Annotated in this window: 21 protein-coding genes, 1 pseudogene and 3 CRISPR repeat arrays; of the genes and pseudogenes, 13 read left to right on the top strand and 9 right to left on the bottom strand. The window is 68.2% G+C overall.

From position 1 onward, the window contains the following. Positions 1-171 precede the first annotated feature (171 nt). Positions 172-540 (bottom strand): annotated as a pseudogene (gene ssb, locus KME79_RS24395) (single-stranded DNA-binding protein); the annotation flags it as partial. Between the two features lie 189 nt (positions 541-729). Here ssb (KME79_RS24395) and KME79_RS24390 point away from each other — a divergent pair. The 3 genes from KME79_RS24390 (at position 730) to KME79_RS24380 (ending at position 3,823) form a co-directional block, all read left to right on the top strand. Further along, the gene (locus KME79_RS24390; protein WP_219546496.1) at positions 730-1,812 is read left to right on the top strand and encodes a tyrosine-type recombinase/integrase; all 1,083 of its coding nucleotides are present in this window, start codon (positions 730-732) and stop codon (positions 1,810-1,812) included. Between the two features lie 5 nt (positions 1,813-1,817). After that, positions 1,818-2,132, top strand: coding sequence for a helix-turn-helix domain-containing protein (locus tag KME79_RS24385; protein WP_181616484.1), 315 nt, complete (start codon positions 1,818-1,820; stop codon positions 2,130-2,132). 488 nt (positions 2,133-2,620) lie between these two features. After that, entirely contained in the window at positions 2,621-3,823 is a 1,203-nt protein-coding gene (locus KME79_RS24380; protein WP_219546495.1) for a site-specific integrase, read from the top strand. Positions 3,824-3,853: 30 nt separating this feature from the next. Here KME79_RS24380 and ssb (KME79_RS24375) read toward each other — a convergent pair whose 3' ends face one another. Beyond that, on the bottom strand, positions 3,854-4,336 hold the full coding sequence (gene ssb / locus KME79_RS24375; RefSeq protein ID WP_219546494.1) for a single-stranded DNA-binding protein: 483 nt from the start codon (positions 4,334-4,336) through the stop codon (positions 3,854-3,856). A gap of 251 nt (positions 4,337-4,587) precedes the next feature. On the opposite strand from ssb (KME79_RS24375), the gene KME79_RS24370 reads away from it, so the two are divergent. Both KME79_RS24370 and KME79_RS24365 read left to right on the top strand, forming a co-directional pair. After that, a complete protein-coding gene (locus tag KME79_RS24370) occupies positions 4,588-4,986 on the top strand; it encodes a hypothetical protein (RefSeq protein WP_219546493.1) in 399 nt (132 codons plus the stop codon). After that, positions 4,983-5,321, top strand: coding sequence for a hypothetical protein (locus KME79_RS24365; RefSeq protein WP_219546492.1), 339 nt, complete (start codon positions 4,983-4,985; stop codon positions 5,319-5,321). The genes KME79_RS24370 and KME79_RS24365 overlap by 4 nt, the downstream gene beginning before the upstream one ends. Positions 5,322-5,341: 20 nt before the next feature. On the opposite strand, the gene KME79_RS45230 is transcribed toward KME79_RS24365, so the two are convergent. The 6 genes from KME79_RS45230 to KME79_RS24335 all read right to left on the bottom strand — a co-directional run bounded on the left by KME79_RS45230 (position 5,342) and on the right by KME79_RS24335 (position 9,479). After that, positions 5,342-5,482, bottom strand: a complete 141-nt coding sequence (locus KME79_RS45230; protein ID WP_246640340.1) for a hypothetical protein — start codon at positions 5,480-5,482, stop codon at positions 5,342-5,344. Between the two features lie 93 nt (positions 5,483-5,575). After that, entirely contained in the window at positions 5,576-5,764 is a 189-nt protein-coding gene (locus tag KME79_RS24355) for a hypothetical protein (RefSeq protein ID WP_219546491.1), read from the bottom strand. Between the two features lie 607 nt (positions 5,765-6,371). Beyond that, positions 6,372-7,139, bottom strand: coding sequence for a hypothetical protein (locus KME79_RS24350; protein WP_219546490.1), 768 nt, complete (start codon positions 7,137-7,139; stop codon positions 6,372-6,374). Between the two features lie 244 nt (positions 7,140-7,383). Further along, positions 7,384-7,992, bottom strand: coding sequence for a DUF4192 family protein (locus KME79_RS24345; protein ID WP_219546489.1), 609 nt, complete (start codon positions 7,990-7,992; stop codon positions 7,384-7,386). Positions 7,993-8,065: 73 nt separating this feature from the next. Next, entirely contained in the window at positions 8,066-8,305 is a 240-nt protein-coding gene (locus tag KME79_RS24340) for a hypothetical protein (protein ID WP_219546488.1), read from the bottom strand. A 142-nt stretch (positions 8,306-8,447) separates the two neighbouring features. Continuing rightward, positions 8,448-9,479 (bottom strand): FAD-dependent monooxygenase, encoded by a 1,032-nt coding sequence (locus KME79_RS24335; protein ID WP_219546487.1) that lies wholly within the window; start codon positions 9,477-9,479, stop codon positions 8,448-8,450. A 1,155-nt stretch (positions 9,480-10,634) separates the two neighbouring features. Beyond that, positions 10,635-12,507: a CRISPR direct-repeat array (repeat unit 29 nt; unit sequence CGGTTCACCCCCACGGGCGTGGGGACCAC). Between the two features lie 256 nt (positions 12,508-12,763). On the opposite strand from KME79_RS24335, the gene cas3 reads away from it, so the two are divergent. The 8 genes from cas3 to cas2e are packed head-to-tail and all read left to right on the top strand — an operon-like array spanning position 12,764 to position 21,434. Continuing rightward, positions 12,764-15,451, top strand: coding sequence for a CRISPR-associated helicase Cas3' (cas3, locus tag KME79_RS24330; RefSeq protein ID WP_246640359.1), 2,688 nt, complete (start codon positions 12,764-12,766; stop codon positions 15,449-15,451). A gap of 15 nt (positions 15,452-15,466) precedes the next feature. Further along, positions 15,467-16,984: a type I-E CRISPR-associated protein Cse1/CasA gene (gene casA / locus KME79_RS24325; RefSeq protein ID WP_219546485.1), complete on the top strand. Its 1,518-nt coding sequence runs from the start codon at positions 15,467-15,469 to the stop codon at positions 16,982-16,984. Then, positions 16,977-17,627 (top strand): type I-E CRISPR-associated protein Cse2/CasB, encoded by a 651-nt coding sequence (casB, locus tag KME79_RS24320; protein ID WP_219546484.1) that lies wholly within the window; start codon positions 16,977-16,979, stop codon positions 17,625-17,627. Before casA ends, casB begins: the two co-directional genes overlap by 8 nt. Continuing rightward, positions 17,624-18,745 carry a type I-E CRISPR-associated protein Cas7/Cse4/CasC gene (gene cas7e, locus KME79_RS24315; RefSeq protein WP_219546483.1) on the top strand — a complete coding sequence of 374 codons (1,122 nt, stop codon included), beginning with the start codon at positions 17,624-17,626 and terminating at the stop codon, positions 18,743-18,745. Before casB ends, cas7e begins: the two co-directional genes overlap by 4 nt. Continuing rightward, a complete protein-coding gene (gene cas5e, locus KME79_RS24310) occupies positions 18,742-19,482 on the top strand; it encodes a type I-E CRISPR-associated protein Cas5/CasD (RefSeq protein ID WP_219546482.1) in 741 nt (246 codons plus the stop codon). Before cas7e ends, cas5e begins: the two co-directional genes overlap by 4 nt. Continuing rightward, a complete protein-coding gene (cas6e, locus tag KME79_RS24305) occupies positions 19,479-20,111 on the top strand; it encodes a type I-E CRISPR-associated protein Cas6/Cse3/CasE (protein WP_219546481.1) in 633 nt (210 codons plus the stop codon). Before cas5e ends, cas6e begins: the two co-directional genes overlap by 4 nt. A gap of 46 nt (positions 20,112-20,157) precedes the next feature. After that, positions 20,158-21,093 carry a type I-E CRISPR-associated endonuclease Cas1e gene (gene cas1e / locus KME79_RS24300; RefSeq protein ID WP_219546480.1) on the top strand — a complete coding sequence of 312 codons (936 nt, stop codon included), beginning with the start codon at positions 20,158-20,160 and terminating at the stop codon, positions 21,091-21,093. Positions 21,094-21,131: 38 nt separating this feature from the next. Further along, on the top strand, positions 21,132-21,434 hold the full coding sequence (cas2e, locus tag KME79_RS24295) for a type I-E CRISPR-associated endoribonuclease Cas2e (RefSeq protein ID WP_219546479.1): 303 nt from the start codon (positions 21,132-21,134) through the stop codon (positions 21,432-21,434). Positions 21,435-21,525: 91 nt separating this feature from the next. Next, positions 21,526-22,592: direct repeats of the CRISPR family, unit length 29 nt; unit sequence CCGTTCCCCACGCCCGTGGGGGTGAGCCG. Positions 22,593-22,684: 92 nt separating this feature from the next. Beyond that, a CRISPR array of direct repeats spans positions 22,685-23,019; the repeat unit is 29 nt; unit sequence CCGTTCCCCACGCCCGTGGGGGTGAGCCG. 109 nt (positions 23,020-23,128) lie between these two features. Here cas2e and KME79_RS24290 read toward each other — a convergent pair. Beyond that, positions 23,129-23,746 (bottom strand): 2'-5' RNA ligase family protein, encoded by a 618-nt coding sequence (locus tag KME79_RS24290; protein ID WP_219546478.1) that lies wholly within the window; start codon positions 23,744-23,746, stop codon positions 23,129-23,131.

Below are 23,746 nucleotides of genomic sequence, written 5' to 3'. Positions count from 1 at the left end.
AGACAGAGTGCCGCCGTGCCTGCAGATGGCGGCTGGACCGGAGGCACGGCGGAGGGGAAGGGGTCGCGCAGAAGGCGCGGTGCGGGGCCCGCCCGGAGGGAAGCCGGGCGGGCTCGCTGGATGTCAGAAGTCCGGCTCGTCACCGGCCGCCGCGCCTGCGGGGACCGGCTCGCCGTTGGCCTGCTGGCCGTCGGCGGGCATGTTCTCCCAGGGGTTGTCCTGCGGCGGAGTGTTCGGGCGGTTGCGCCGGGTCTTGTTCACCTGGGCGGTGGCGTGGCGCAGGGACGGGCCGATCTCGTCGACCTCGATCTCGTAGACGGTGCGCTTGTCTCCGTCCTTGGTCTCGTACGAGCGCTGCCGGAGCCGCCCCTGGACGATGACGCGCATGCCGCGGGTGAGGCTCTCGGCGACGTTCTCCCCCGCCTGCCGCCAGACGTTGGCGGTCAGGAAGAGGCTGTCGCCGTCCTTCCACTCGTTGGTCTGGCGGTCCATGTACCGCGGGGTGGAGGCGATGCGGAACCGGGCCACCGCCTGACCTGTTATCCCAACTGCCGCGAGTTCCCGCAGGTCAGGTCGGCGCTGGTAGGGCGTCCATGCAGGTCGGCATGGGTTCGTCGGGCTGGCAGGAGATTTCATGGTTTCATCAGGATTCCTGACGTTCTGCTGGTATCTATGTCTGGTGATCGTTATTGGTGAGCCGGTTGGGGTTCGTGAGCTGGTGGTCGTTCGATGACGTTGGCTGTGGTGCGGTCGCTGGGTGCGCCGCATCGGCTGTGGACGGCGCAGGAGTTCGAGGACTTCGAACAGGAGCTCGTTGACCAGTTCGCATTGGCATGCGCGGGCGCCGGGATCACCGACCGCTACATCAGCGAGGAGCGAGGCGTCATCTTCAGCTTCTTGAAGGCTGTGGGTAAGCCGCTCTGGCTGGTGAGCCCCGCCGCCGCGGACGGATACCTGGTCGCGCAGCGCAAGGCGGGGCGGGCTCCCTCGACGGTGAGTGGCAAGGCGCAGACGCTGGCCCGGTTCTATGACTTCTTGCTGGCCCGCTACCAGGGCGACATCCACGCGTTGACCGGGCATGTGCTGGTGCAGCCGATCGACGAGTGGAACCGGCCGGCTGACACCAGCCAGCAGCTGATCCGGGTTCCGCCTCGCGACGAGGAGATCGACCGGCTGTTCCGGGACTGGCGCGAAGGTCTTCCGCAGGCCCGCAAGTTCTTGCCCGCGGCACGTGACTACATGGCGGCCTCGCTCTGGCGGCGGGTCGGTCTGAGGATCGGTGAGTCCGTCGGCCTGGACATCCGCGATTGGCGGTCTGACCTGGGCGAGTACGGCAAGCTCCACGTGCGGTTCGGCAAGGGCAGCCGCGGCCGCGGCTACAAACCCCGGATGGTCCCGGCGATCGAGTCGGTCGACGCGCTGATGGACTGGTGGCTCGGCGACATCCGGCACCAGTTCGGCGACGACTGGGCCGACCCGGACGCTCCGCTGCTGCCCAGCGAGCGACGCGACCGGATGACTGGACGCTGCCTTCGGGCCGGGGATGACGCCCTGCGCTCGGGACTGAAGGCCGCGGTCGAGGCCCATCTGCCCGCGTGGTCGGGGCGGCTCACACCGCACGTGCTCAGGCATTACTGCGCCTCCTCTCACTACGCGCGGGGGATGGATTTGAAGGCGATCCAGGAGTTGCTAGGTCATTCGTGGCTTTCGACTACGACGCGGTACATCCACGTCCATGACGACCACGTCGAGACGGCATGGGCGCAGGCCAACGACCGCGTCGCGGCACGGCTTGCCACGAAGGGAAGGTGATCGCGATGCGCTGGAACCTGCGGTTGAAGGCCGCCGAGCGCGGCATCTGGAAGTCCACGGAGATGCGGCGGCTCCTCGCGGACGCCGGGCTGGAGATCAGCGCGGGGAAGATGTCGGCGTTGTGGACCGGAACGCCGACCACCATCCGCTTGGATGACCTGGACGTGATCTGCTTCGTTCTGGAATGCGAGCCGACCGAACTGTTGATACGCGAGCCCGAGCAGGTCGAAGCTCGCCGACCGCGGAAGATCCAAGAGGCGAACGGCGGGCCACCGGTCACGCCGAGGCTGGGCCGGAACAAGTCCCTGCCGCCAGCGTGACCGTTCCTCGCACCTGTCCGGCCTGTCACGCGAAGCCGGTCGCGACCAACCAGCGCCGCTACTGCTACGACTGCACTCCTGGCGCCCCGCAGGTCCCGCCGCCCTGCCGCACATGCGGATCCGAACGCGATTTCTACGCCGCCGGGTTGTGCCGCCGCTGCCACCGCTTCGCACCGCACGTGTTCGACTCGTGCCGCGACTGCCTGGGCTGGGGCGTAACCCGGCACACCACCTGGTTGTGTGAGGCCTGCCGGGGCTGGCGCAGGAAGATCTCTCGTGGGGACGGGCCGTGCCGGATCTGCCACACACACCGGCCGCTGAACGGCGAGGCCCTCTGCCGTTTGTGTCGCCGACAAGCGGCACTGGCCCGCAGCGCCCGGCGCGGCACTACGGCCGAGGAAGCCAACCGGCACGGTCAGCAGCTGTTCATCGTCGGTCTGTTCCGTCAGCGCCGCAGTGGCCAGCGGCTTGTCCCGCCCGAGCCCGGCGTGATCGAGATCGTCGGCCATCGGCAGCTGACGCTCTTCACGGTCTCCCGGACCGCGCCGACCGGCCTGGCCTACGGAGAGGCCGACCCCGAACTCGTGGCCGCGGTGATGGCCGCCGCCGAACTCCACGCCGACAAGCACGGCTGGAAGAGGACGCAGCTGGTCAACGCCCGCAGGGTTCTGCGCATCCTGCTCGGACGACAGGACACGCCCGGGGCTCCGATCTCGGCCAGCGACGTCCTGGAGCTGAACCGAACCGACAAGCTCGCGGCCCAGCCCGCCCTCGACGTCCTGGACGCCATCGGCATGCTTGAGGACGACCGCGAGCCCTCGGTCACCGCCTGGTTCGACGCCAAGCTCGCCGAAGCGTACCTGCCCGAACCGATGGTCACCGAGCTGCGCGCCTGGTTCACCGTCATGAAGGACGGAACAACTCGTCCGCCACGACGGCGCCCTAGATCGCACATCACGATCCGGGTGCACGCGATGTGGGCGCTGCCGGTCTTGAAGGCCTGGGCCGCAGCCGGCACCAACTCGCTCCGTGAGATCTCCAGCGCGGACGTCCGGGCAGCACTCCCCAAGAGCGGCAGCCCACGATCGACAACGGGCCAAGGGCTCCGGTCGATTTTCAAAGTCCTCAAGGGCCAGAAAATCATCTTCACCGATCCCACTGCCCGCATCCGGACCGGAAGCCATGAGACCCGTGACCCGCTGCCGCTGACCAACCTGGAGGAACTCAGCAACGCGCTGAACTCGACCGACCCGGCGCGCGCAGCCCTGACCGCCCTGGTCGCCTTCCACGGACTGCGCAACCACCAGCTGCGCGACCTGCTCCTCACCGACAAGGACGGGCCACGGCTGCGGGTCGGAGACCGCACGATCCTCCTGGCGGCACCCGTCCGTGAACGGCTCACGTCCTGGCTCGACCACCGCACGGCAGGCTGGCCCAACAGCAGCAACCCCTACGTGTTCATCAACGCCTACACCGCGAACAGATCCAGGCCGGTCAGCGGCGCCTACGTCAGCGCAGTGATCAGGATCAACACCCAAGCGATCCGCGAGGACCGCATCCTCCACGAGGCCATCGCCACCGAGGGAGACATCCGGCGCCTCTGCGACCTGTTCGGGCTGAGCGTCGCGGGTGCCGAACGCTACGCCACCGTCGTCGGCGGAGAACTCGCCTCCGCCGACGACGACCGATGAGAGGGAATCGCTCATCACGCAGCCCGCACCCTAGAACGGAGGCGTCGAGGGATAACCGGCACCCGCGGCCACCGGGGCCTGCGGCACTGCCCACGGATCGCTCGGCGGTGCCTCCGTCCCGGAAGCGGGAGCCGGGACCTGATCCCGTTGGATCTTGACGACCTTGGCAGACGCCCACTTCAGGGACGGGCCGACGTCCTCGACCTCGACCTCGAACACGGTGCGCTTGATGCCCTCGCGGTCCTCATAGGTCCGCTGCTTCAGCCGACCCGTGACCACGGCACGACAGCCCCTGGTCAGCGACTCAGCGCAGTTCTCAGCGAGCTTCCTGAACGCCGAGCAGCGCAGGAACAACGTGTCGCCGTCGCTCCACTCGCCGGTCGCCTGGTCACGGACGCGCCGCGACGACGCGATGGTGAACGATGCCACCGCGACGCCCTGCTGCGAAAAATTCAACGAGGGATCGTCAGTGAGATTTCCGACCACGGTGATCGGGGTGTCTCCGATTGACATGACTGGTCTTCTCCTTTGTTCGAAGGTGCGGGAGGCAAGACCGGCGATCTGCCGGTCTCGGCATCAATGCAGTTGACGGGCCGGGCCATGATCGAGAATCTGGGCGACATGACGGCGAGGCTGATCGCGTGACTGGGAATGCATCGGGCCCTGATAGTCGGTTTCGGGATCGGCGCGACCGCAAGTACGGGTACGACTTCATCGACAAGGTGCTGGTGCGCTGCCCTCGATGCGACGGGTGCGCTGTCGTCATGCCGCACCCTGCGGCGCCCGAGGATGGCGAGGCAGCTTCCGCCGGGTCCATGAACTTCCGCCGGCGCTTGCACTGCAAGGAATGCGGCTTCTTCAAGGACGAGACAGTGAGCTCCGCCATCGTTGGCGGTCCTGTTGATCCTTTCTTCCGGCGGCCGGTGTGGTTGCAGGCGAGCTGCTGCGGACATGTGCTCTGGGCTTACAACGTTCGTCATCTCGATCTCCTGGAGGCCTATGTGGCCGCGAAGCTGCGCGAACGCGGAGATCTTGTGGCTTGGGCTCCGTCCAGCCTGGTAGAGCGCCTCCCTACCTGGCTCAAGACAGCCAAGAACCGTGCCGAGGTCCTGAGGACAATAAGGCGCTTGCGTTCGACGCTGCCTGCTGAAGAGTCGCCATGACGAGCTGGTTCCGCGCCTACTGGGACGAGGAAGACATCTGGTTCTACATCGAGGCCGGTGACGACGGCTGGGTCACCCGCCAGATCGAATTCCAAGGCCCCGAACAGCGGCCCCTCGCCGCTGCCTCCCTGACCGAGTGGCAGGCCGCCTTCGAGAGCGGCAACTTCGGAAGCTACGAAGCCACCTACGGCCGGACCGCTGAACTGCCCGTCCACGAGTGGGAAGGCCACGATCCTCAGCCGCTGACGCTCATCGAGTTCGACGACGCGTGGGCCAAGGCCCGTCGAATCCTCACCGGGCGGGACGATGCTGCCGCAGCTGCCTCCAGTTCGTGAACCGAAGCACTCGAACCCCGTCACGAGCTACCCTGCAGGCGTGAGTTCGACCGGACAGCCGCTTCAGTAATCGCGAACTCGCGGGGGACCGGGGTGAAGCGGAGCTCGGGGTCGTCGACGAGGTTGCCGACGATGGTGATGACGGTGTCGCCTGCGGCCATGATGATTCCTCCTTGTGGCGTGGTTACTGCGGGTTCCGAAACGAGGCGGGACGGGAGGCGGCGGGGGCCGGGGCCCCCCGCCGCCCGCGTGGGCTAGTAGGGGATCTCGTGGTCGGCGACCGCGGACTGGCGGTAGGCCTCGACGGCCTCGCACACGCACCCCAGGCAGATGCGGCCACCGTCGAGGGTCTTCCAGCTGTGCTGGAGGGTGACCTCGTTGCCGCAGCGGGTGCAGGCGGTGATGTCGGTGGCGTAGAGGGGGAGATCGAGGCTGAGTCGCATGTCCGGCTCCTTCCGTACGGTGCCCCTGCTGGGCGGCCGTTCCGCGTTTCGGTGAGGGAGGACACGCAGGTGGAAGTGACGGAAGGCAAGGCGGCGGCCCCGTACGGGCTAGATGTTTTGGCGCCCGTTCCTGCTCTTGCGCCAAAAGATCTTGACCGTACGGGGTGAGCGCAGCGAAAGCCGCCTTGCCTGGAGGAACGTGCCTGCGAGGCTGACCGGTCCGAAATGTGGGGCGGGTGACCGGCAGGGACATACGGCAAGGCCTGCCACCGGCGTCAGATTCGACCGCACGATCAGCACCCGGCCTCAGCCACCATCACGGGACTACGGCGACGTGCTCACCCGGCTCGGCCGGGTCCGAACGCGTCCGCTGTCCGAGCGGCTCGGTGAGCGGCTCGATCGGTCACTGTAGACATGAGCGCGTGCGCCGCGCGACGGAGTTGTTCACGAACGGGGCCGACCTGGGCGCAAGAGAGGGCGAGAAGATCGCTTGCCGCCACGATCCTGGGGGCGGCGCGCTCAGATCGCCCAGATGAATGATCACCATGGCCATCACAGGCGGCACGAGCGCGGCGGCGGCTGGCAGACAACCGAACTGCTCGTCGGCTCATGCCTCCAACGGAGCCGGGGCGGCCGGTTGGTGGCGTGGGGCGGCAAGGTCGTGGGCGAAGCGGGCCAGCCAGATCATGATCAGGACGCTCGAGACCACACCGAGAGCCTCGACGGCGCTTCCCTCGTCCGGGAACGGCAATGCCGCCAGTATCAGAAAGATCGGCGCCACCAGGGCGGCGATGCCATACGCGACGGTCGCCGTCCCCCAGCGGTCGTCGTACCCTTGGGCCCGCAGGACCAGCACCGTCCAGGCCAGAACGGCCACGCCGCAGATCAGCTCCACCCCACCCGGGACGGGCCAGCCGACGAGGTCGAGTACGCCGATGACGGTGAAACCGCCGTACCCGAGCACCCCCGCGCCCCGCATGTACTGCCGGTCGCCGCCCAGCACCCGCAAGAACAGCAGCACGACCACCCACATCGCCGCAGTGTCGAGCACCAACGCAACCGCCCAGACCAACGACGGGGCGATTTGAACCAGCCACGTCGTAGCCGCCGCGACGTAGAGCGCCACGCGCAACCACAGGGTGTTCCGGTCCTGCTGGGGAGGCCCCGCCAGCGGCCCGCGCAGGATCTGCCAGATCCCCCATGCCCAGGACAGCCCCGCTACGACCAGGAGGAGCACGTTCTGCCCTGTCGCCGCGACGCCTTCGGTCACGGTCGCGAACAGCGTCAGCCACCACAACGGGCCGAGGTCGCCAGAGATCAGGGCGATGACGACGGCGACCGTCAGCGCGGCGCCGTACGAGGCGGTGACGAGCACGGCGGGCAGGGCTGAACGGTGACGAGGTAACACGGGGCGCTTCCTGGGAGGTTCGTTGACGTGGGAGCGAACGCCTCACCCTACAAGCGATCATGAGGAGTGGCGCCAAGCAGAGAGCGTGCGTCCGCGGGCGCTGCGACAGGACATGAAAGAACGAGATCCCGACCGATGGTGGTGATCGGGCGGGATCCCATCAGCCGCAGTCCAGCCGCCCGTTGAACGACCCCAGCCGGTGGGGCGTCGTTCAGCAGGCGCGTTCGAGGTAGTCGGCCAGGGTCCACTGCAACGGCTGGAGCCAGTCCGGACGGGGCGGTCCCATCATGATGTCGATCTCGCCGAGCGTGGGCATGCGGTCCCGAAGTGCGCGCGAGGGCACGTTGAGCTGCAGCGCCATCTGGACAAGCAGGGCCATCGAGTAGAAGGGCTCCCTGGCCAGGACCTCCTCGACGGCGCGGCGGGCGGCGTCCTGTTCGCCCTGGTGCCAAGCGGTGAAGGCCAGCAGCGAGCCGACCGGGGCCAGGAACGCGGGCTCGATCCGGTCGGCCACATCCAGCAGCAGGGCGGTCATGACGATTGGTTCGACCTGCGAGGCCAACCAGGCTTCGTCGCGGATGCGTACGATCCGCAGGTCCATGCTGAGGCGGATGGCGGTGGTGTCGTCCGCTCTGTCGCCGTCGCGATACCGGTTGATCGTCTGATGCAGCCGGGTTCGGGCTTCGTCCACGATCTGGCCGGTCGGCGGCTGGGCGCGCAGTTGGTCGGCGAGTTCGGTGGCGAGCCGTCGGGTGAGGTGCCGCAGCCATGTGGCACGGTCTCCGGCCGGCTGGGGAACGGGCAGATTGGTCGACGTCATAACGGACTCCTTGTTGATCGAGCCGCCGTCCGGGGAATCGGTCCCCCGGAAGGCGGAGATGACGCGAGAGGACTCATGGGTGGTGGGCGATGGCCGCCTCGTCCGGGGTGCGGCTGAAGACCAGGTCGTCGGCGTAGGCCGACGCGGCCCGGTCTTCACCGAGGAACCAGACGCGCTGCCGGCCGAGGTGATTGACGGTGTCGATGCGAGCCAGGACGGGCATCCACCCGCCGCCGGCCGGGGTGTCGCCGGCGGCGAGGCGGACGAGCCAGCCCGGCTCGATGGTCCGGGCCGGCCGGTAGTCGCCGGTCATGCCGGCGCCGGATGGTGTCCGAGGCCGAGTGCGGCGCCCAGCTTGGGGCCGAGCTCCAGCGCGTCGCGGACGGCGGGCAAGGCGCGGCGCTGCCAGCCCTCCAAGGCGACGGGCAGGTCAGCGCCGTGGCGCAGGTGCTGCGTCAGCGCGGTGACCAGGGAGGTGGCCTGCTCGATGCCGTTGTTGGCGCCGCGGGCGGTGTTGGGCCGGACCGGGGCCAGCGCGTCGCCCAGCAGGACGGCGTGGGCGTGGCGGCCGACCGGGTAGACCATCCGCTCGGGCGGGGCGATGTCGACGATGGGGGCGGCGGTCCAGGCGGGAGTGGCCTCGATGATGTCGGCGGCCGTGGTGGGCAGCAGTTGCCGTGCGTGGGCGGTGACGTGCTCGCGGGCATGCGGGGTGATCTGGTGCGGCGGGTCGGCTCGGCGTCCAGCAGGGCGTGCAACTCCTGCTCGGAGTGGTTGAGGTAGAAGGTCCAGTCGGTGGCGGTGCTGCCGTCGCGCCGCAGGATCGGGAACAGGTGGAAGCCCGCGCCGTACGGTTCGATGCGGGTGTAGTCGCGCAGGTCCTGCGGCACGGTGGGTGCTTGGCCACGCCAGGCGACGTATCCGCCGTAGCGAAGCTTGCGGTCCGGGTCGAGCAGGCGGCGGCCGATCGAGCGGCGGCCGTCGGCGAAGACGACCAGGTCGGCGCTGATCGGGTCGGCGTCGGCGATCCGCAGCTGGGCGCGGCTGTCAGGGCCGGTGGTCAGGTCGTGGACGCGGCTGCCCAGGCGCAGCCATCCTTCGGGGAGGCGTTGCAGGAGCGCGGTGTTGATCAGGTGCCAGACGGTGGAGCGGCCCGGGTAGAAGGTGTGGGTGCGGCCGGCCTCGCAGCGGTCGGCGACCTTGACCGCGACCACGCGTTCGCTGGTGAAGGGGACGAACTCGCGCTGTGGGACGCCGATGGAGTCCAGCACGTCCAGGGCGGTGTGCTCCAGGCCGATGACGCCGCCGGCCTGCGTGTGCAGGTGAGTGGAGGCGTCCAGGACGGTGACGTTCCTCAGGCCGGCCTGATGCAGTAACAGAGCCAGGGTGGGGCCGGTGATGGAGGCGCCGACGATGGCGACGGCGGGCTGGTCGTCGCGCGTGGTCAGGGTGGGCGAGGCGGTGTGAGGGTGGGCGAGCGCGGTCATGGCAGCTCCCGGAGTGGGGGTGGGCGGGGCTGCCGGAAGGAAGAATGCGCGCGGCCGTTGGCGCGGGGCCGCGGCGGCGGGGATGTCCCCTTCCGGCAGCGGCCGTCAGCGGCGCGGGAAGCCGCCGTGCAACCGGCCGTGTCTGGCCGGGTCAAGATGTTTTGCGCCAGCAAAAGATCTCTGATCGGCCAGACCTCGCCCTCCTGGAGCCCCGCGGCGCGGGGCGAGAGGGCGGTTGAGCGGGCGGCGCCCCGTGACGCAGGCTGCGAAGCCGGAAGGGGTGGACCGCCCGTTGTGGCCTGATGCCGAACGCCGCGTCCCTTCTGGGGCGAGGCAGACTCCGCCGCCCTCCGCATCGGATGAGCGAGACATCTGCGCCGGCCTCGCGGCGGCTGCGGCGCTGCTCAGGCCGTGGGAATCAGCTGGGTACAGCGCAACCGAGAACCGGGCCGGTGTTTCTGTGCCGATGAGCGGCGTGGCGGCGGAGAACCTTTTCGGCCGTCGACGGGCTGGTGCCGCGTCAGCGGTGATAGGCCACTGCGCGAGCCTGAGTGCCATTACCAGGCTGTCACCGAGCCGGTGGCGCGCGAACTCAACCAAGTGTTATTACTGTTCGTGTTCGATCATAACGGTGAGTAGCTCAATGTTGAAGGATCTCGGCGCCTTCCCCCTACGCCGCACCATCCCGGCCGCCCTCCTGACTGCAGGTCCTGGCGACGCCGCTGATTGGGCTCAGTCCGGCATCGGCCGCCGCACCTACAGCGGCAGCCACGTCGTCCACCCGAGCCCAGACGGTGCTCCTGCGTGATGCGGTCGCCAGCTTGCTCGTGGACGAGGAGAGCCGTGGGCTACCAGCGCTCCAGCTTCTGGCACCAGGGCGACACCGACGTGGACGGCTGCAACGCCCGCTACTAGGTCCTCATCGAGGAGGCCACCAGCCCTACCTTGGCTAACACCACTCGCGTGTGCTTGGTACGGATGTCACTGGAATGCCGGGGCGTCGGGGGCGAGTTCGGCACGCTCGGCCTCTGCCATCCCGGTTGCCCCACGGGCGTGGGGAGCACTCCCTTCGGCGGGGCCACGGACGCGGCAGGCCCGGTTCACCCCACGAGCGTGGGGACCACGACGTCCTGACGACGGGTCAGCGCTCGGCACCGGTTTACCCCCACGGGCATGGGGACCACACGCGCGTCCGTACGGAAGACGGCCGTACGGGCGGTCCACCCCCACGGGCGTGGGGACCACGTCCTGGACGACGCCGGCGCGAGCGTGTCGCACGGTTCACCCCCACGGGCGTGGGGACCACATCTGCTGGAACAGCTGGCGGGCGGTGCTCACCGGTTCACCCCCACGGGCGTGGGGACCACTCTCCCTAGCTGGGCTTGCAGGATACGTCGGGCGGTTCACCCCCACGGGCGTGGGGACCACCAGTGCCTCCTGTACCGGGGCCTGATCCACAGCGGTTCACCCTCACGGGCGTGGGGACCACTCGATCTGCACGATGATGTCGCGAGCGTTGATCGGTTCACCCCCACGGGCGTGGGGACCACGTGGAGCGGACCTGCTCGCTCAGCCCGCGCAGCGGTTCACCCCCACGGGCGTGGGGACCACGAGATGTCCGAGATGGTGAGACAGAACGTGACCGGTTCACCCCCACGGGCGTAGGGACCACGTGCCGATCAACGCGCCGAGCCACGCGTTCCGCGGTTCACCCCCACGGGCGTGGGGACCACCTGGCCGCCGGGAGCTCCCAGTAGTACTTCGCCGGTTCACCCCACGGGCGTGGGGACCACAGGACCTGAGCCGAGGTCGAATTCTCGGCCGCCGGTTCACCCCCACGGGCGTGGGGACCACTCGGGCACCCGGGAGAGCGGATCACCGGGCGGCGGTTCACCCCCACGAGCGTGGGGACCACAACTGCAGCGTCAGCTCCGCGGCCATCATCAGCGGTTCACCCCCACGGGCGTGGGGACCACCCGTTCGAGCGCCCCGATGACGTTGCTGCCGTGGGTTCACCCCCACGGGCGTGGGGACCACGCCGTCCTGGAGGCCTACAGCCGCAACCCCAACCAACAGCCCGTCCCCGGTTCACCCCCACGGGCGTGGGGACCACCACTCCCACGTGGACGTGCACGTTCACCTCCTCGGTTCACCCCCACGGGCGTGGGGACCACGCCCATTCAGAGGCCAAGGGCAAGGCCCGGGTCAGTTCACCCCCACGGGCGTGGGGACCACCACACCCGCGTAAGCGGATTCTTATCGTTTGGCGGTTCACCCCCACGGGCGTGGGGACCACTCCAGACGGCCTCGAACACCTCGGCGTGCCCGAGGTTCACCCCCAGGGGCATGGGGACCACCGAGGCATATCAAGCCGCGGGCATCATGATCCCGGTTCACCCCCACGGGCGTGGGGACCACCGCTCCCGATGCCTCAGGAGCCGGTATGGACGCGGTTCACCCCCACGGGCGTGGGGACCACCCATACTTCCGGCCTAGACGCCGGAGAGCCTCCGGTTCACCCCCACGGGCGTGGGGACCACCCACCAGCGAACTGCAGCGGCCGGTCCCAGCCCGGTTCACCCCCACGGGCGTGGGGACCACTCCCACGCCCGCACCACGTACCCGGCCTGCGGCGGTTCACCCCCACGGGCGTGGGGACCACCCGACATCATCGATCCTCACGAGAAGGATCAGCGGTTCACCCCCACGGGCGTGGGGACCACTCCGTCCGCGAGCCGATCGCCGGCGGCGTGAACGGTTCACCCCCACGGGCGTGGGGACCACGTCCACAGCGCCGACACGGCGGGCTTGATCACCGGTTCACCCCCACGGGCGTGGGGACCACTCCGCACGGGCCCGGTTCAGTGCCTCCTGGGCCGGTTCACCCCCACGGGCGTGGGGACCACCTGGACGCGGCCGCCGCGGCGGGTGGCGCCGACGGTTCACCCCCACGGGCGTGGGGACCACGAGCGTCGCCACAACGCTCGTATATACGTTGGCGGTTCACCCCCACGGGCGTGGGGACCACACTTCCTGAGCAGGAAGGATAAGCCCGACCTGCAGGAATGTGAATGTCGGTGTTTGTCGCCACTTTGCCAACCTCTAGGGGTAGCGGGCCGGACAGGCGCGCTACAGGAAGGCTCCACTCTGGGGCCGATTGCATCTAGCGGAACCTTATCTTCGTACCGTATGCTCCCTCCGCATTGCCGCCAACAATTCATTAGATAAACAGACATCCGGGGAGATAGGTGAATCTAGAGCACGTGGAGCACGAAGCGGTAGACATGCTCATATGGGGTAAATCACGCAATCTACCCACACCCTACCCGCTTATCTGCCACTTGCTCGATGCTGCTGCCATGGCGAGCACTCTGTGGCAGGAGTATCTCTCCCCAACCCTGCAACACCGGATAGCAGAAGCTCTAGGCACTACAGTCGACGCCGCCGGGCGCCTGGTAGCTTTCTGGGCCGGGCTCCACGACATCGGCAAATGCATGGGCTGCTTTCAAAGCATGGATGCTGCTCAATTCGGGCGCCTCAACGGCTACCCAGAAGTAGGAGGAGATAGGCGCCGCCACGAGTATGCGGCTCACGTCTGGCTTGGTCTACCGTTCAGCCGTATGGGCTATGGCGCACGCCGCCCTAAAGACATCGCTTACCTCGTAGCGCAACTACTGGGTGGACACCACGGACGGTTCAGCGCAAGAGATCACCGAGAATGCCGGTTCAAACCGACGGAAGTTCTCCCCGAGTTGGGCGATGGAAAATGGGAGGCCCAACGCGAGGCCCTGTTTCGTGCCGTCAGCGAAGTCCTGCAGCCGCCGTCGGCTCCTGCCGCGCTCAACGCTGAAGCAGCCACTCTCGCTTGCGGCATTGTCATTCTCGCCGACTGGCTGGTCAGCCAGGACGATTACCTTAAGCAACGCCTGCCGCAGGTACCCATCGACGCCGGCGGTCTCCGCCGGCACTACGAGGGCTCACTACGCTCCGCCCCCTCTTTGATCGCTGCCGCAGGCCTTCGCCCCGTACGGCTCCGTAGTGCGAGCTTCGCCGACGAGTTCTCCTTCATCGAATGCCCGAACGCTCTGCAGCACTCGGTCGCCGGGCAGCTGCCGACCTTGTTGACCAACGGTCTGGGCCTGCTGCTGGTGACCGCCCCCATGGGCATCGGGAAGACCGAGGTCGCCTTCCACGGCGCGCGTCTGCTCGGGCAGGCCAGCGACACTCCGGGCTTTCTTTTCGCGCTCCCCACGATGGCGACGGCCGACCAGATGTACGGCAGAGCGCGGGCGTACGGAGAGAGCCAGGCCGAGGACGATGCCGCACTGACGCTGCTGCACAGCATGGCTTGGCTCAACGACGCCTACACAGCCGAGGGTGTCGACACCACGGTGGTCAGTGAAGACACCAGCGTGGCGGCACCGGACTGGCTGCACGGCAAGAAGCGTGGCCTGCTGGCTCCGATGTCGGTTGGAACGATTGATCAGGTCCTGTTGGCCGTGCTGCCTCTCAAGCACATGCCTCTACGCATGCTCGGCCTGGCCGGCAAGGTGCTCATCGTCGACGAGGTCCACGCCTACGACGCCTACATGCAGAAGTTGCTGGCCAAGGCTTTGGTCTGGCTCGGACGGCTGGGAGTGCCGGTCGTCTTGATGTCCGCCACATTGCCCACACGGATCGCGGCCCGCCTGGTGTCCTCTTACCTGGAGGGTGCCGGCCACAGCGAGATAGCACTGCCGCCGATCACGTACCCGGGCTGGGCCTTCGCCGACGCAGTCACCGGAAAGATCTCTGCCTTCGAGGTCGACATCGAGCCAAGCATTTTGCATGTCGAGCGGCGACCGGTTCCGGTGCTGTCATCCGCTCTGGATCGTTCCCAAGTGCTACGCGAAGTGCTGGCGCCGCTTGTCGACGAGGGTGGCTGCGCTGGCGTCGTCTGCAACACCGTCGCCGAGGCTCAGCAGACGTACCTGTTCTTACGCGACTGGTTCGACACCTTGCCGCAGGCCCTCGAGCTCACTCTCCTGCACGCCCGTTTCCCCGCACGTCGCCGTGAAGAGATAACCAGTGACATCACCCGCAAGTTCGGCAAATGCAAGATCTGTCAGCCCTCGGATAGATGTGGTCACCGCCCGAAAGCGGTCGTGGTCGCCACCCAAGTCATCGAGCAATCCCTGGACCTCGATTTCGACCTGGTGATCAGCGACCTCGCCCCCGTCGCGCTGTTGTTGCAGCGAGCCGGACGGTGCCAGCGTCACGCGGGACGACTGCGGCCTGCGTGGGCGGCCGAACGGCGACTGGTCGTCCTTCGACCGGGTGATGAGAAGGGCGAGCTGGTGCTGCCGCGCTCGTGGCCGTTCGTCTACTCGCCGTCCCTGCTGCGCCGTACCGATCAGGAGATCACCGATGGTGAGATCGCCATTCCCGACGACGTCCAAAGACTCGTGGAGCAGGTCTACGACGACAGCTTCGCCAACGGCGATCTGAGCGAGGAGGACCTGGAGTGGATCGGCAAGGAGATCGCCGAGGAAGGGATAGCGGACATGATCGCAATCCCATCTCCGGACGAGGTTTCCGGGCTTCACCAGCTCACATCCTCTGACGCTCAGGAGGACCTAGTGGCCACCCGCCTGGGCGCCGACTCAACCCGCGTCCTCTGCGTCTATCAAGGGCCGGATGGCTCTCTCTACCTCGACGAGGCCTGCACAACCAAGCTGCCCGACACCACCAAGCTCCCCCGCCAGATGATCAAGAAGATCCTCGCGGGGACCATCCCGCTCCGGTCCTCCATGCTTGCAGGCCGCGACTCCGCCAACGACCCACCGTCCAGTTGGAGGGACAGCGCCTGGCTCCGGGACCTTGCGGTCATCCCTCTTCAGATCGGTGCGGACGGGTCCGCCATCGGTTGGGTCGGCCAGCGGGAGTTCCGCCTCCACACCGACCTCGGCCTGCAGATAACCACTCATGTCTGAGTTCAAGGAGCGCCGATGCGCCATGGCTACGACCTGCTGAATCGTGATTGGATTCCCGTCCGTCCCGGAACTGCGATCGGGGTCCGGGAACTGCTCACGCGGGCCCACGAGCTCGAAGACGTCGTGGCCCCTTTGGCGCCGGCGGGCGCCGGGCTGTGGCGTGTTCTTACGGTCTTCGCGGCTCGGCTCACTGGCCTGGACAGGCCCGCAGGCTTCGATGAGTGGGAAAGCCGTCGGGAGGCCGTGCTTGATGCCGGCAGGTTCGAAGCGGACGGCTCCTCCTACCTCGGCCGATATCAGGATCGGTTCGATCTCTTCCATGGCGAACGGCCGTTCCTCCAGGATGCGCGGCTGGCTGTGGAATGTGCCAAGGCTTCCGGGATCAACAAGCTCGTCCTGTCACGGCCCGCAGGGAACAACCAGGTGTGGTTCGATCACCACACGGACCTCGATGCCCGGCCGATCCCGCCCGAGGAAGCGGTCTGGTACCTGCTGGCCCAGTTGTACTACGGCCCGTCTGGGCGATGTACGAGCCGCACGGTCAACGGCAAGAGCGAGGCCAACAGCACCGCCGGTCCATTGCGTGGGACGATCTCCTTTCATCCACTGGGCCGTACGGTCTTCGAATCCCTGGTGGTCGGGATCCCCTATCCGGGAAGCCGACCCGTGCAGGATGACCTGGCCCCCTGGGAGCGAGACGATCTGCCCGACCCGCTCGGGCTGCCCCCGCCTCCGGCGGGAATCGCGGGGGTGCTGACCGGCCGGTTCAGGCACGCGGTCCTGCTATCTCAGAAGGATGGCCTGGTCGACAATGCGTGGATCACCTGGGCCTGGCGCCAGCCCACGGCCACGGTGCGCGATCCGTATCTGATCTATCAGGAGAACAAGACCGGAGACCTCTACGCCAGAGGCGCGCGCAGCGAGCGGGCGCTCTGGCGGGATGTGGACGCACTCCTCCTGCATGATGTCGGCGAGGAGCACGCCCGCCGGCCGCAGGTGCTGGACCAGGCTGGGAACCTGCCTTTCGACCTGCTGGACGAACTGCGCGTACGGGCCTTCGGATTCGACCAGGACGGCCAGACGCGTGACCGTCAGTGGCTCACGGCCGCCACGCCCGCCATCCTGTCCCTACTGAAGGATCCCCAGAGCGCCACGGGCGTGAGCCGGGTGAGGCTAGCCGCGGAGAAGGTCGGGCGGCACCTCGGTTCGGCGTTGCGCAGCGCCTGGGTGGCGATCAACGACCCGTCGAACGGCAACGGTCCTCCGGTCCGCTCCGATATCCCGGCCGGTCCCTGGAGAGGCCAGGGAGACGCACGCTACTGGCCGCGCGCGGAGCAGGAGTTCTGGCGCAAGGTCTTCAGCCGTGACTTCGATGAGCCTGCCATGGACTTCATCAAGGTGGCATTGCAGGTCTACGAGGAGATCACCGAAAAAGCCGGCAGCGCCCCGCGCGCGCGGCGAGCCATCGAGCGGGCGCGCGGCCTCATCTTCGCCGCCCGCAAGCCGGCACCATCAAGGAGAGCAGATGGCTGAAGACACCCCCCTCCAGCGGCAGGCGACGAAACTGGTGGACGAGGCGATCAAGACGCTGTCCCATCCGGACAAGCGTCGCAGGGTAGCCCTGCGCCGGGCGCTCGGGAAATCACCGGAAGATCCCGCGGTTCGCGCGGCTCACATGGTGGTGGCGCCCGTCCTGCCTATGAGCTGTGATCAGGCGACGGAGCGGGCGTTCTACGCTGTCGCCTCCATGATCGCCGCTCAGCCGCGTGACGCCCGGGACAACACCACAGGCTCAGACGACGACGAAGCGGAAGAGTCTGAGCAGGACCAGGCTGACGACGCCGTCCCCGTCGATCAGATGGAGAGTCTGGGGGCCACGCTGGGCCGCGCGGTGGGTGCCGACGACCTGCGTGAGAAGACGATGGAGGCCCGGCTGCATCTGATGTGCCGCCAGGATCTCGACGGTATCCACCGGCACCTGCCCCGCCTGATCGCGACGCTGCGCGCGGAACTCCTGCCGGTCAGTTGGACGCGGCTCACCATCGACCTGGCGCGCTGGGGGCGCCAGCGCGACCTCGTCACCAAGAGGTGGCTGCAGGACTACTACCGCAAGGTGCACGACGAGAAGGCCAAGCGCGTGAAGAACAAGCAGAAGAGCGAAGGCGAGGACCAGTGACCACGGCCCGATTCATCGACATCCACGTTCTGCAGACCCTGCCCTACAGCAACATCAACCGGGATGATCTTGGATCCCCCAAGAGCGTGGTTTACGGAGGTGTGAGCCGTACCCGAGTCAGCAGTCAGAGCTGGAAGCGCGCCGTTCGCTTCGACGTCGAGAACGCCCTGGGCGATCCGGCAGCCCGTACGCGGCGGATCCCTGAGCAGGTGGCCAACCGGCTCACTGATCGCGGCTGGCCCTCCGAGCTGGCCACAGCCGCCGGCCAGCAGGTGGTTCTCTCGGCGGGTAAGGGCCTGAAGGTCGAGAGTGACGGAGTCACCTCCGTGCTGCTGTACCTGCCGACTTCTGCACTCGACGAGCTGGCCGACCTGGCGGTCGAGCACCGTGACCAGATCCAGGAGCAGGCCGGCAAGAAGAAGCCCGTCCCGGTGCTGCCCGCCGCCCGCATCGCTGAGCTGCTGTCCCGCCGCAACGGAGTGATCAATCTGTTCGGCCGGATGCTGGCCGAACTCCCCAGCGCCGAAGTGGACGGCGCGGTGCAGTTCGCCCACGCCTTCACCACTCACAGCACGAGCACCGAGGTCGACTTCTTCACGGCGGTCGACGACCTCAACCCAGGCGAGATGCGCGGCAGCGGCCACATGAACTCCGCCGAGTTCTCCTCCGGAGTCTTCTACCGCTACGCCAGCATCAATCTCACCGGCCTGATGAACAACCTCGATGACCGCACCGCCGCCGCCGAGCTCACCAGCGCCTTTTTGACAGCCTTCATTTCCGCCCTGCCCTCCGGCAAGCAGAACTCCACGGCCGCCAGCACCGTCCCCGACCTCGCCTACATCGCCGTCCGAGCTGACAGGCCGATCTCGCTGGCGCCCGCCTTCGAGATCCCCATCAAGCTCACGGGCGAGGGCGGGTACGCGGCACGCTCACGAGACGCGCTGGCCTCCTACGCTCAGCGGCTGCACGCGTTGTGGGGGCAGGACAGCCTGGTGCGGCACGGCCACGCGACCATCGACCCCAAGGAACTGGCCGGACTCGGCGACAAAGACTCCTCCTACGGAAGCCTCATCCAGCACGCAGTGATGGCCGCCTACCCGGCGGAGTCGAGCGCGTGAGCGGGCTGGTGCTGCGCTTGGGCGGGCCGTTGCAGTCCTGGGGTGAGCACAGTGCCTTCACCGACCGCGACACGCAGCGTTTCCCCACCCGGTCGGGCTTGATCGGCCTGTTCGCCGGCGCCCACGGCATGCGGCGCGGAGAAGATTTGTCCCGTTTCGACGATCTGGCCTTCACGATCCGCATCGACCGGCCTGGGATCCCCACGATGGACTTCCACACGGTGGGCGGTGGGCGAGCCCGCCACCAGACTGTGCCCACCGCTGAAGGCGGCAGGCGCAGCGTCGAGACGGCCACCATCGTCACCCGCCGGCACTACCTCGCCGACGCCGTCTTCATCGTCGGCGTGACCGGCCCGAAGGACACGATCGATACCCTGGCCGAGCGGCTCGAACAACCCTGCTGGCAACCGTATCTGGGCCGCCGATCCTGCCCGCCCGATCCGCCCCTGCTGCTGCGCCGGGCCCAGGACCCCTTCGTGGAGCTCGCCGAACGTGTCCCTGTCTGCCGCACCTACCAGGAAGGCGCACAGGTCGACTTCGTCCGGGAAGGAACCCACTCGGAAGCGGCCTCGGTCGCCGAACTCCTGGACGTTCCGGTCAGCTTCGCCCCGCTTGAACGCCGATACCGCCTCCGGACCGTCAGCATCACCCCGCTCTCCGTTCCCCAGGACCTCTGGCTAGGCCGGGGACGGAAGTACCAGGAAGCCCTCTTCGACTACGCCGGAGGGACACCGTGACCACATGGCTGACCCGGATCGTCCCTGAACCCCGTAGCCGCGCCGCCCAGCGGGACCTGCGCGACGCCGAAGCCCTGCACAAGCGCGTCATGTCCCTGGTCCCCGACGACCTCGGCGACCAGGCCCGCGCCAAGGCCGGTGTCCTGTACCGCTACGACGAGACGGGAACGGTCGGGCCGCACCTGCTCATCCAGACCGGCATGCCCATCGACACCACCCGGCTACCACAGCAGTACGGATCTCTTGCCGTTCGCGACCTGACCCCCCTGCTGGAGGCCCTCAACACCGACATGGCGATCCGCTACCGGATCATCGCCAACACCGCCAAGCGGTTGGGCCGAAACTCCGACCGTCCCGGCAAGCTGGTCTCCCTGCGCGGACCAGAGGCCGACCAGTGGTGGCATGCCCGCGCCGAAGCAAGCGGGTTGATCCTCAAGACTCTGATCTCCACATCGCTGCCTGATGTCCGCAGCAAGGGCGAGAACGGCGTACGACACGCGGCCACCCGGTTCGACGGCATCGCGCTGATCAAAGATCCGGAGTTGGTCCGGCAAGCCGTGCTGAAGGGCGTCGGTCGCGGCAAGGCCTACGGTTGCGGCCTGCTCAGCATCGCTCCGCTGGCCACCTGATGAGCGCGCCGTCCGGAGCCAAGCGGCGCCTGGGTCAGCCGACCCCATGCTCCCGCGTATCTCCGACTCGCTGTCGTTTCTCTACATGGAGAGCGTCCGGATCGTCCAGGACGACACCGGCGTGTGCGCCCAGGTCGAATCTCCGCGGGGAATCGAGCGGGTCTACCTGCCAGCGGCGTCGCTGGCTTGCGTCCTGCTCGGCCCTGGTACGTCCATCACTCAGCCGGCCCTGGCCACCTTCGCACGCCATGGCACATCGCTGGTGTGCGTCGGCGCGGGTGGCGTACGGTCCTACGCCGGGATCCTGCCCGCCCAGCTCACTACCGAATGGCTGGAGCATCAGGCGCGTGCCTGGGCCGACGAGGACGAACGCCTGCGCGTGGCCGTCCGGATGTACCAGCACCGCTTCGGCACCGCGCCGTCTGGTGCCGGGCTCGCCCAGTTGCGGGGCTTGGAGGGGCAGCGGGTCAAGGCGCTCTACCGGATGCTGGCCACCAAGCACGGGATCACGCGTTTTCGCCGCAACTACGATCCCGCCGCCTGGGATGACCAAGATCCGGTGAATCTGGCTTTGTCGGCGGCCAACGCCGCTCTCTACGGCGTCGTCCACGCGGCCGTTCTGGCGCTCGGCTGCTCACCGGCTCTCGGATTCATCCACTCCGGCACCCAGATGGCCTTCGTGTACGACATCGCCGACCTGTACAAGGCGAAGATCACCATTCCGCTCGCCTTCTCCCTGGCCGGCTCCATGCGGCCGGAGCGAGAGGCCCGCATGCGGCTCCGCGAGGAGTTCCGTCTGTACAAGCTCATGTCCACCATCGTTCCTGACGTCCAGAGAATGATCGCGCCCGATGTAGCACTGCCGTCCGCCCAAGGTGGCGACACCGACATCGTTCACCTATGGGATCCCGACCTCGGTTCTCTTCCGGCCGGGGTCAACTATGGCGACGAAGCCGCCGGCGACGTCGAGATTCCGTGGTAGCAGTAGCTGGTGATCCTGGCCGGAAGAGGACGTGACTCATGGCATCCATGATCGTCATCTCGACGACCGCCGTCCCCGATCACGTACGCGGCGCCTTGTCACGCTGGCTCGTCGAACCCGCGCCGGGGCTGTACGTGGGGACAGTCTCAGCTCGAGTCCGTGACCAGCTCTGGTCAGCCGTCAGCCAGTGCATCGCCGATGGCGCCGCTGTGTGCCTGCACCCGGACGACAACGAGCAGGGGTTCACCATCCGCACTGCGGGCGAGCGCCGTCGCCATGTCACAGACTTCGACGGCCTCCAGCTCATTCGCTTCCTTCCCGAGCTTCCTCCTCAACCATGACCGCCAGTACGAGGTCGCCTGCCATCAACGCCGACAAACACCGACACGCTAGAAAGGCCCAGGTCACCGGTCTTTGAGCAGGTCAGCAAGTCCGTTCCCCACGCCCGTGGGGGTGAGCCGGTGTCAACGATCGCCGGCGGCGGCCGGCCGGTCCGTTCCCCACGCCCGTGGGGGTGAGCCGTCACGGCCCAGTCGAACGAGCGGGTCGCGGAGCCGTTCCCCACGCCCGTGGGGGTGAGCCGGATCACGCGCGGGTCCTGGCGGACATGGACGCCCGTTCCCCACGCCCGTGGGGGTGAGCCAGCGGGGTCACCAGCTGGCCGAGGCGGTCGAGCGCCGTTCCCCACGCCCGTGGGGGTGAGCCGGTCCCGGCGCGGAGCATGTACGCCACGTCCCCCCGTTCCCCACGCCCGTGGGGGTGAGCCGGACTGATTGCTACCGAGGTTGGGATAGGCTCTCCGTTCCCCACGCCCGTGGGGGTGAGCCGAACGCGTCCTGCACCGACGAGCGCAGGGCGTCCCGTTCCCCACGCCCGTGGGGGTGAGCCGCTTGTCGCCCGGACGGCGGGCGATCATGCGGACCGTTCCCCACGCCCGTGGGGGTGAGCCGCGGTCGGCGTTCGGCTGGGGCGCCACCGGGGCCCGTTCCCCACGCCCGTGGGGGTGAGCCGCCGAGCTTGGCGTCGGGCTCTGGGGGTGCGATCCGTTCCCCACGCCCGTGGGGGTGAGCCGGAACGCGGCGAGGCTGACCTTCTTCTCGGCGTCCGTTCCCCACGCCCGTGGGGGTGAGCCGCGGGTGCAGAAGCTCGAAGCGGAGATGGCCCACCGTTCCCCACGCCCGTGGGGGTGAGCCGTGGGCCCAGGGCTCCTACGGAGGTCTTTCCTTCCGTTCCCCACGCCCGTGGGGGTGAGCCGCCTGGAACACCCAGTACAACACCCTGGAGATGCCGTTCCCCACGCCCGTGGGGGTGAGCCCTGCTCCAGGCGGGCGACGGCGGGTGGCCTTCCCCGTTCCCCACGCCCGTGGGGGTGAGCCGCAGGTGGCCCGCCTGTCGCGTCAGGTGCGGGACCGTTCCCCACGCCCGTGGGGGTGAGCCGAGGTGTGTGACGCGCGACCGACTGTTAGGTTTCCGTTCCCCACGCCCGTGGGGGTGAGCCGTATGTGCCGCCCTCGGAGGCGAGGTCGTACGCCCGTTCCCCACGCCGTGGGGGTGAGCCGGTCTCCCGCCGCACCCCCCGCCTGGCTGCTCTCCCGTTCCCCACGCCCGTGGGGGTGAGCCGGATGCGATGGTTCACCAGTCGGGCGCCGTGACCCGTTCCCCACGCCCGTGGGGGTGAGCCGCCACCGCCCGAGGTGATGATCCTCGCCCCGGACCGTTCCCCACGCCCGTGGGGGTGAGCCGCCACCGCCCGAGGTGATGATCCTCGCCCCGGACCGTTCCCCACGCCCGTGGGGGTGAGCCGGTGTCCTACACGCTGATCGGGACGGGGCACATCCGTTCCCCACGCCCGTGGGGGTGAGCCGCTGTGGACCGGGGCCGCCCTGTCCCGCGAAGACCGTTCCCCACGCCCGTGGGGGTGAGCCGCCAGACCGGAGATCTCGACTGCGGTCTCGGGCTCGTTTCGCGAGGCCGGTGGTGATACGAGTTCTGATACGTACCATGATCGATGAGTATGGGTCCGAATTACGTTGGCTTACCCGCCGAGCGGCGCGGTCGCGTATTCCTCCCACTCGTACATACGCCTGTCCCTGCCAAGGACGATCAGCTCCGCCTTGCGGACGAGCGTGAGCGCCGGCACGGCCTGCACCGTGTCGAGCGCATCGGCAACAGGTTGGGGCGGCCTCTGCGCGTTGCTGTAGGCGATGGTCACGTGTCCGGCGAACGCTTCGGCAGGCTCCGGCACGGCGGGCCACACGGAGGCGATGGCGTCGCGGATCGCGTTCCGCACCGCGACGACGGGCTGCTGCGGGTGGGCCTCCCACCGGATCGCCTCTGGGGTGATCCTGGGCCGGTCCAGCGTGATCGTGAAGGGCGGCACCGTGGCCAGCCGGGCGCGGGCGGCGTCCACGATGGCACGCACATCGACCTCGGCAAGCTCATCGACGAAGCCCAGCCCCTGCATGGTCAGATGCAGCCACCGATCGGGCACCAGGTCCAGCCCTTTCACCCTGGCCAGCCCATCACGGTACCTGCGGGCAAGCCGGTGAACGTCGTGTGCGTGATCGAAGGTGAGGTGCCAGGTGTAGAAACGGCGGCCTTGCCGCCACCCGGGACGCCACCACCAGTGGTCCGCCATCGGCTCCTCGGTCAT

This window comes from Nonomuraea harbinensis, assembly GCF_019396385.1.
Taxonomy (GTDB): domain Bacteria; phylum Actinomycetota; class Actinomycetes; order Streptosporangiales; family Streptosporangiaceae; genus Nonomuraea; species Nonomuraea ferruginea.
Note: the sequence above shows the minus strand (reverse complement) of the source record. Positions and strands in the feature narration are given on the sequence as shown.

Coding starts and splice junctions, on each gene's coding strand:
- KME79_RS24340 (WP_219546488.1), bottom strand. CDS start 8,305: ATGACCGGCGACTACCGGCCGGCCCGGACCATCGAGCCGGGCTGGCTC.
- cas3 (WP_246640359.1), top strand. CDS start 12,764: ATGCTCATATGGGGTAAATCACGCAATCTACCCACACCCTACCCGCTT.
- ssb (WP_219546494.1), bottom strand. CDS start 4,336: ATGTCAATCGGAGACACCCCGATCACCGTGGTCGGAAATCTCACTGAC.
- KME79_RS24355 (WP_219546491.1), bottom strand. CDS start 5,764: ATGCGACTCAGCCTCGATCTCCCCCTCTACGCCACCGACATCACCGCC.
- cas1e (WP_219546480.1), top strand. CDS start 20,158: ATGCTCCCGCGTATCTCCGACTCGCTGTCGTTTCTCTACATGGAGAGC.
- KME79_RS24335 (WP_219546487.1), bottom strand. CDS start 9,479: ATGACCGCGCTCGCCCACCCTCACACCGCCTCGCCCACCCTGACCACG.
- KME79_RS24365 (WP_219546492.1), top strand. CDS start 4,983: ATGACGAGCTGGTTCCGCGCCTACTGGGACGAGGAAGACATCTGGTTC.
- KME79_RS24370 (WP_219546493.1), top strand. CDS start 4,588: ATGCCGCACCCTGCGGCGCCCGAGGATGGCGAGGCAGCTTCCGCCGGG.
- casB (WP_219546484.1), top strand. CDS start 16,977: ATGGCTGAAGACACCCCCCTCCAGCGGCAGGCGACGAAACTGGTGGAC.
- KME79_RS45230 (WP_246640340.1), bottom strand. CDS start 5,482: ATGGCCGCAGGCGACACCGTCATCACCATCGTCGGCAACCTCGTCGAC.
- KME79_RS24290 (WP_219546478.1), bottom strand. CDS start 23,746: ATGACCGAGGAGCCGATGGCGGACCACTGGTGGTGGCGTCCCGGGTGG.
- cas2e (WP_219546479.1), top strand. CDS start 21,132: ATGGCATCCATGATCGTCATCTCGACGACCGCCGTCCCCGATCACGTA.
- KME79_RS24345 (WP_219546489.1), bottom strand. CDS start 7,992: ATGACGTCGACCAATCTGCCCGTTCCCCAGCCGGCCGGAGACCGTGCC.
- KME79_RS24390 (WP_219546496.1), top strand. CDS start 730: ATGACGTTGGCTGTGGTGCGGTCGCTGGGTGCGCCGCATCGGCTGTGG.
- casA (WP_219546485.1), top strand. CDS start 15,467: ATGCGCCATGGCTACGACCTGCTGAATCGTGATTGGATTCCCGTCCGT.
- KME79_RS24385 (WP_181616484.1), top strand. CDS start 1,818: ATGCGCTGGAACCTGCGGTTGAAGGCCGCCGAGCGCGGCATCTGGAAG.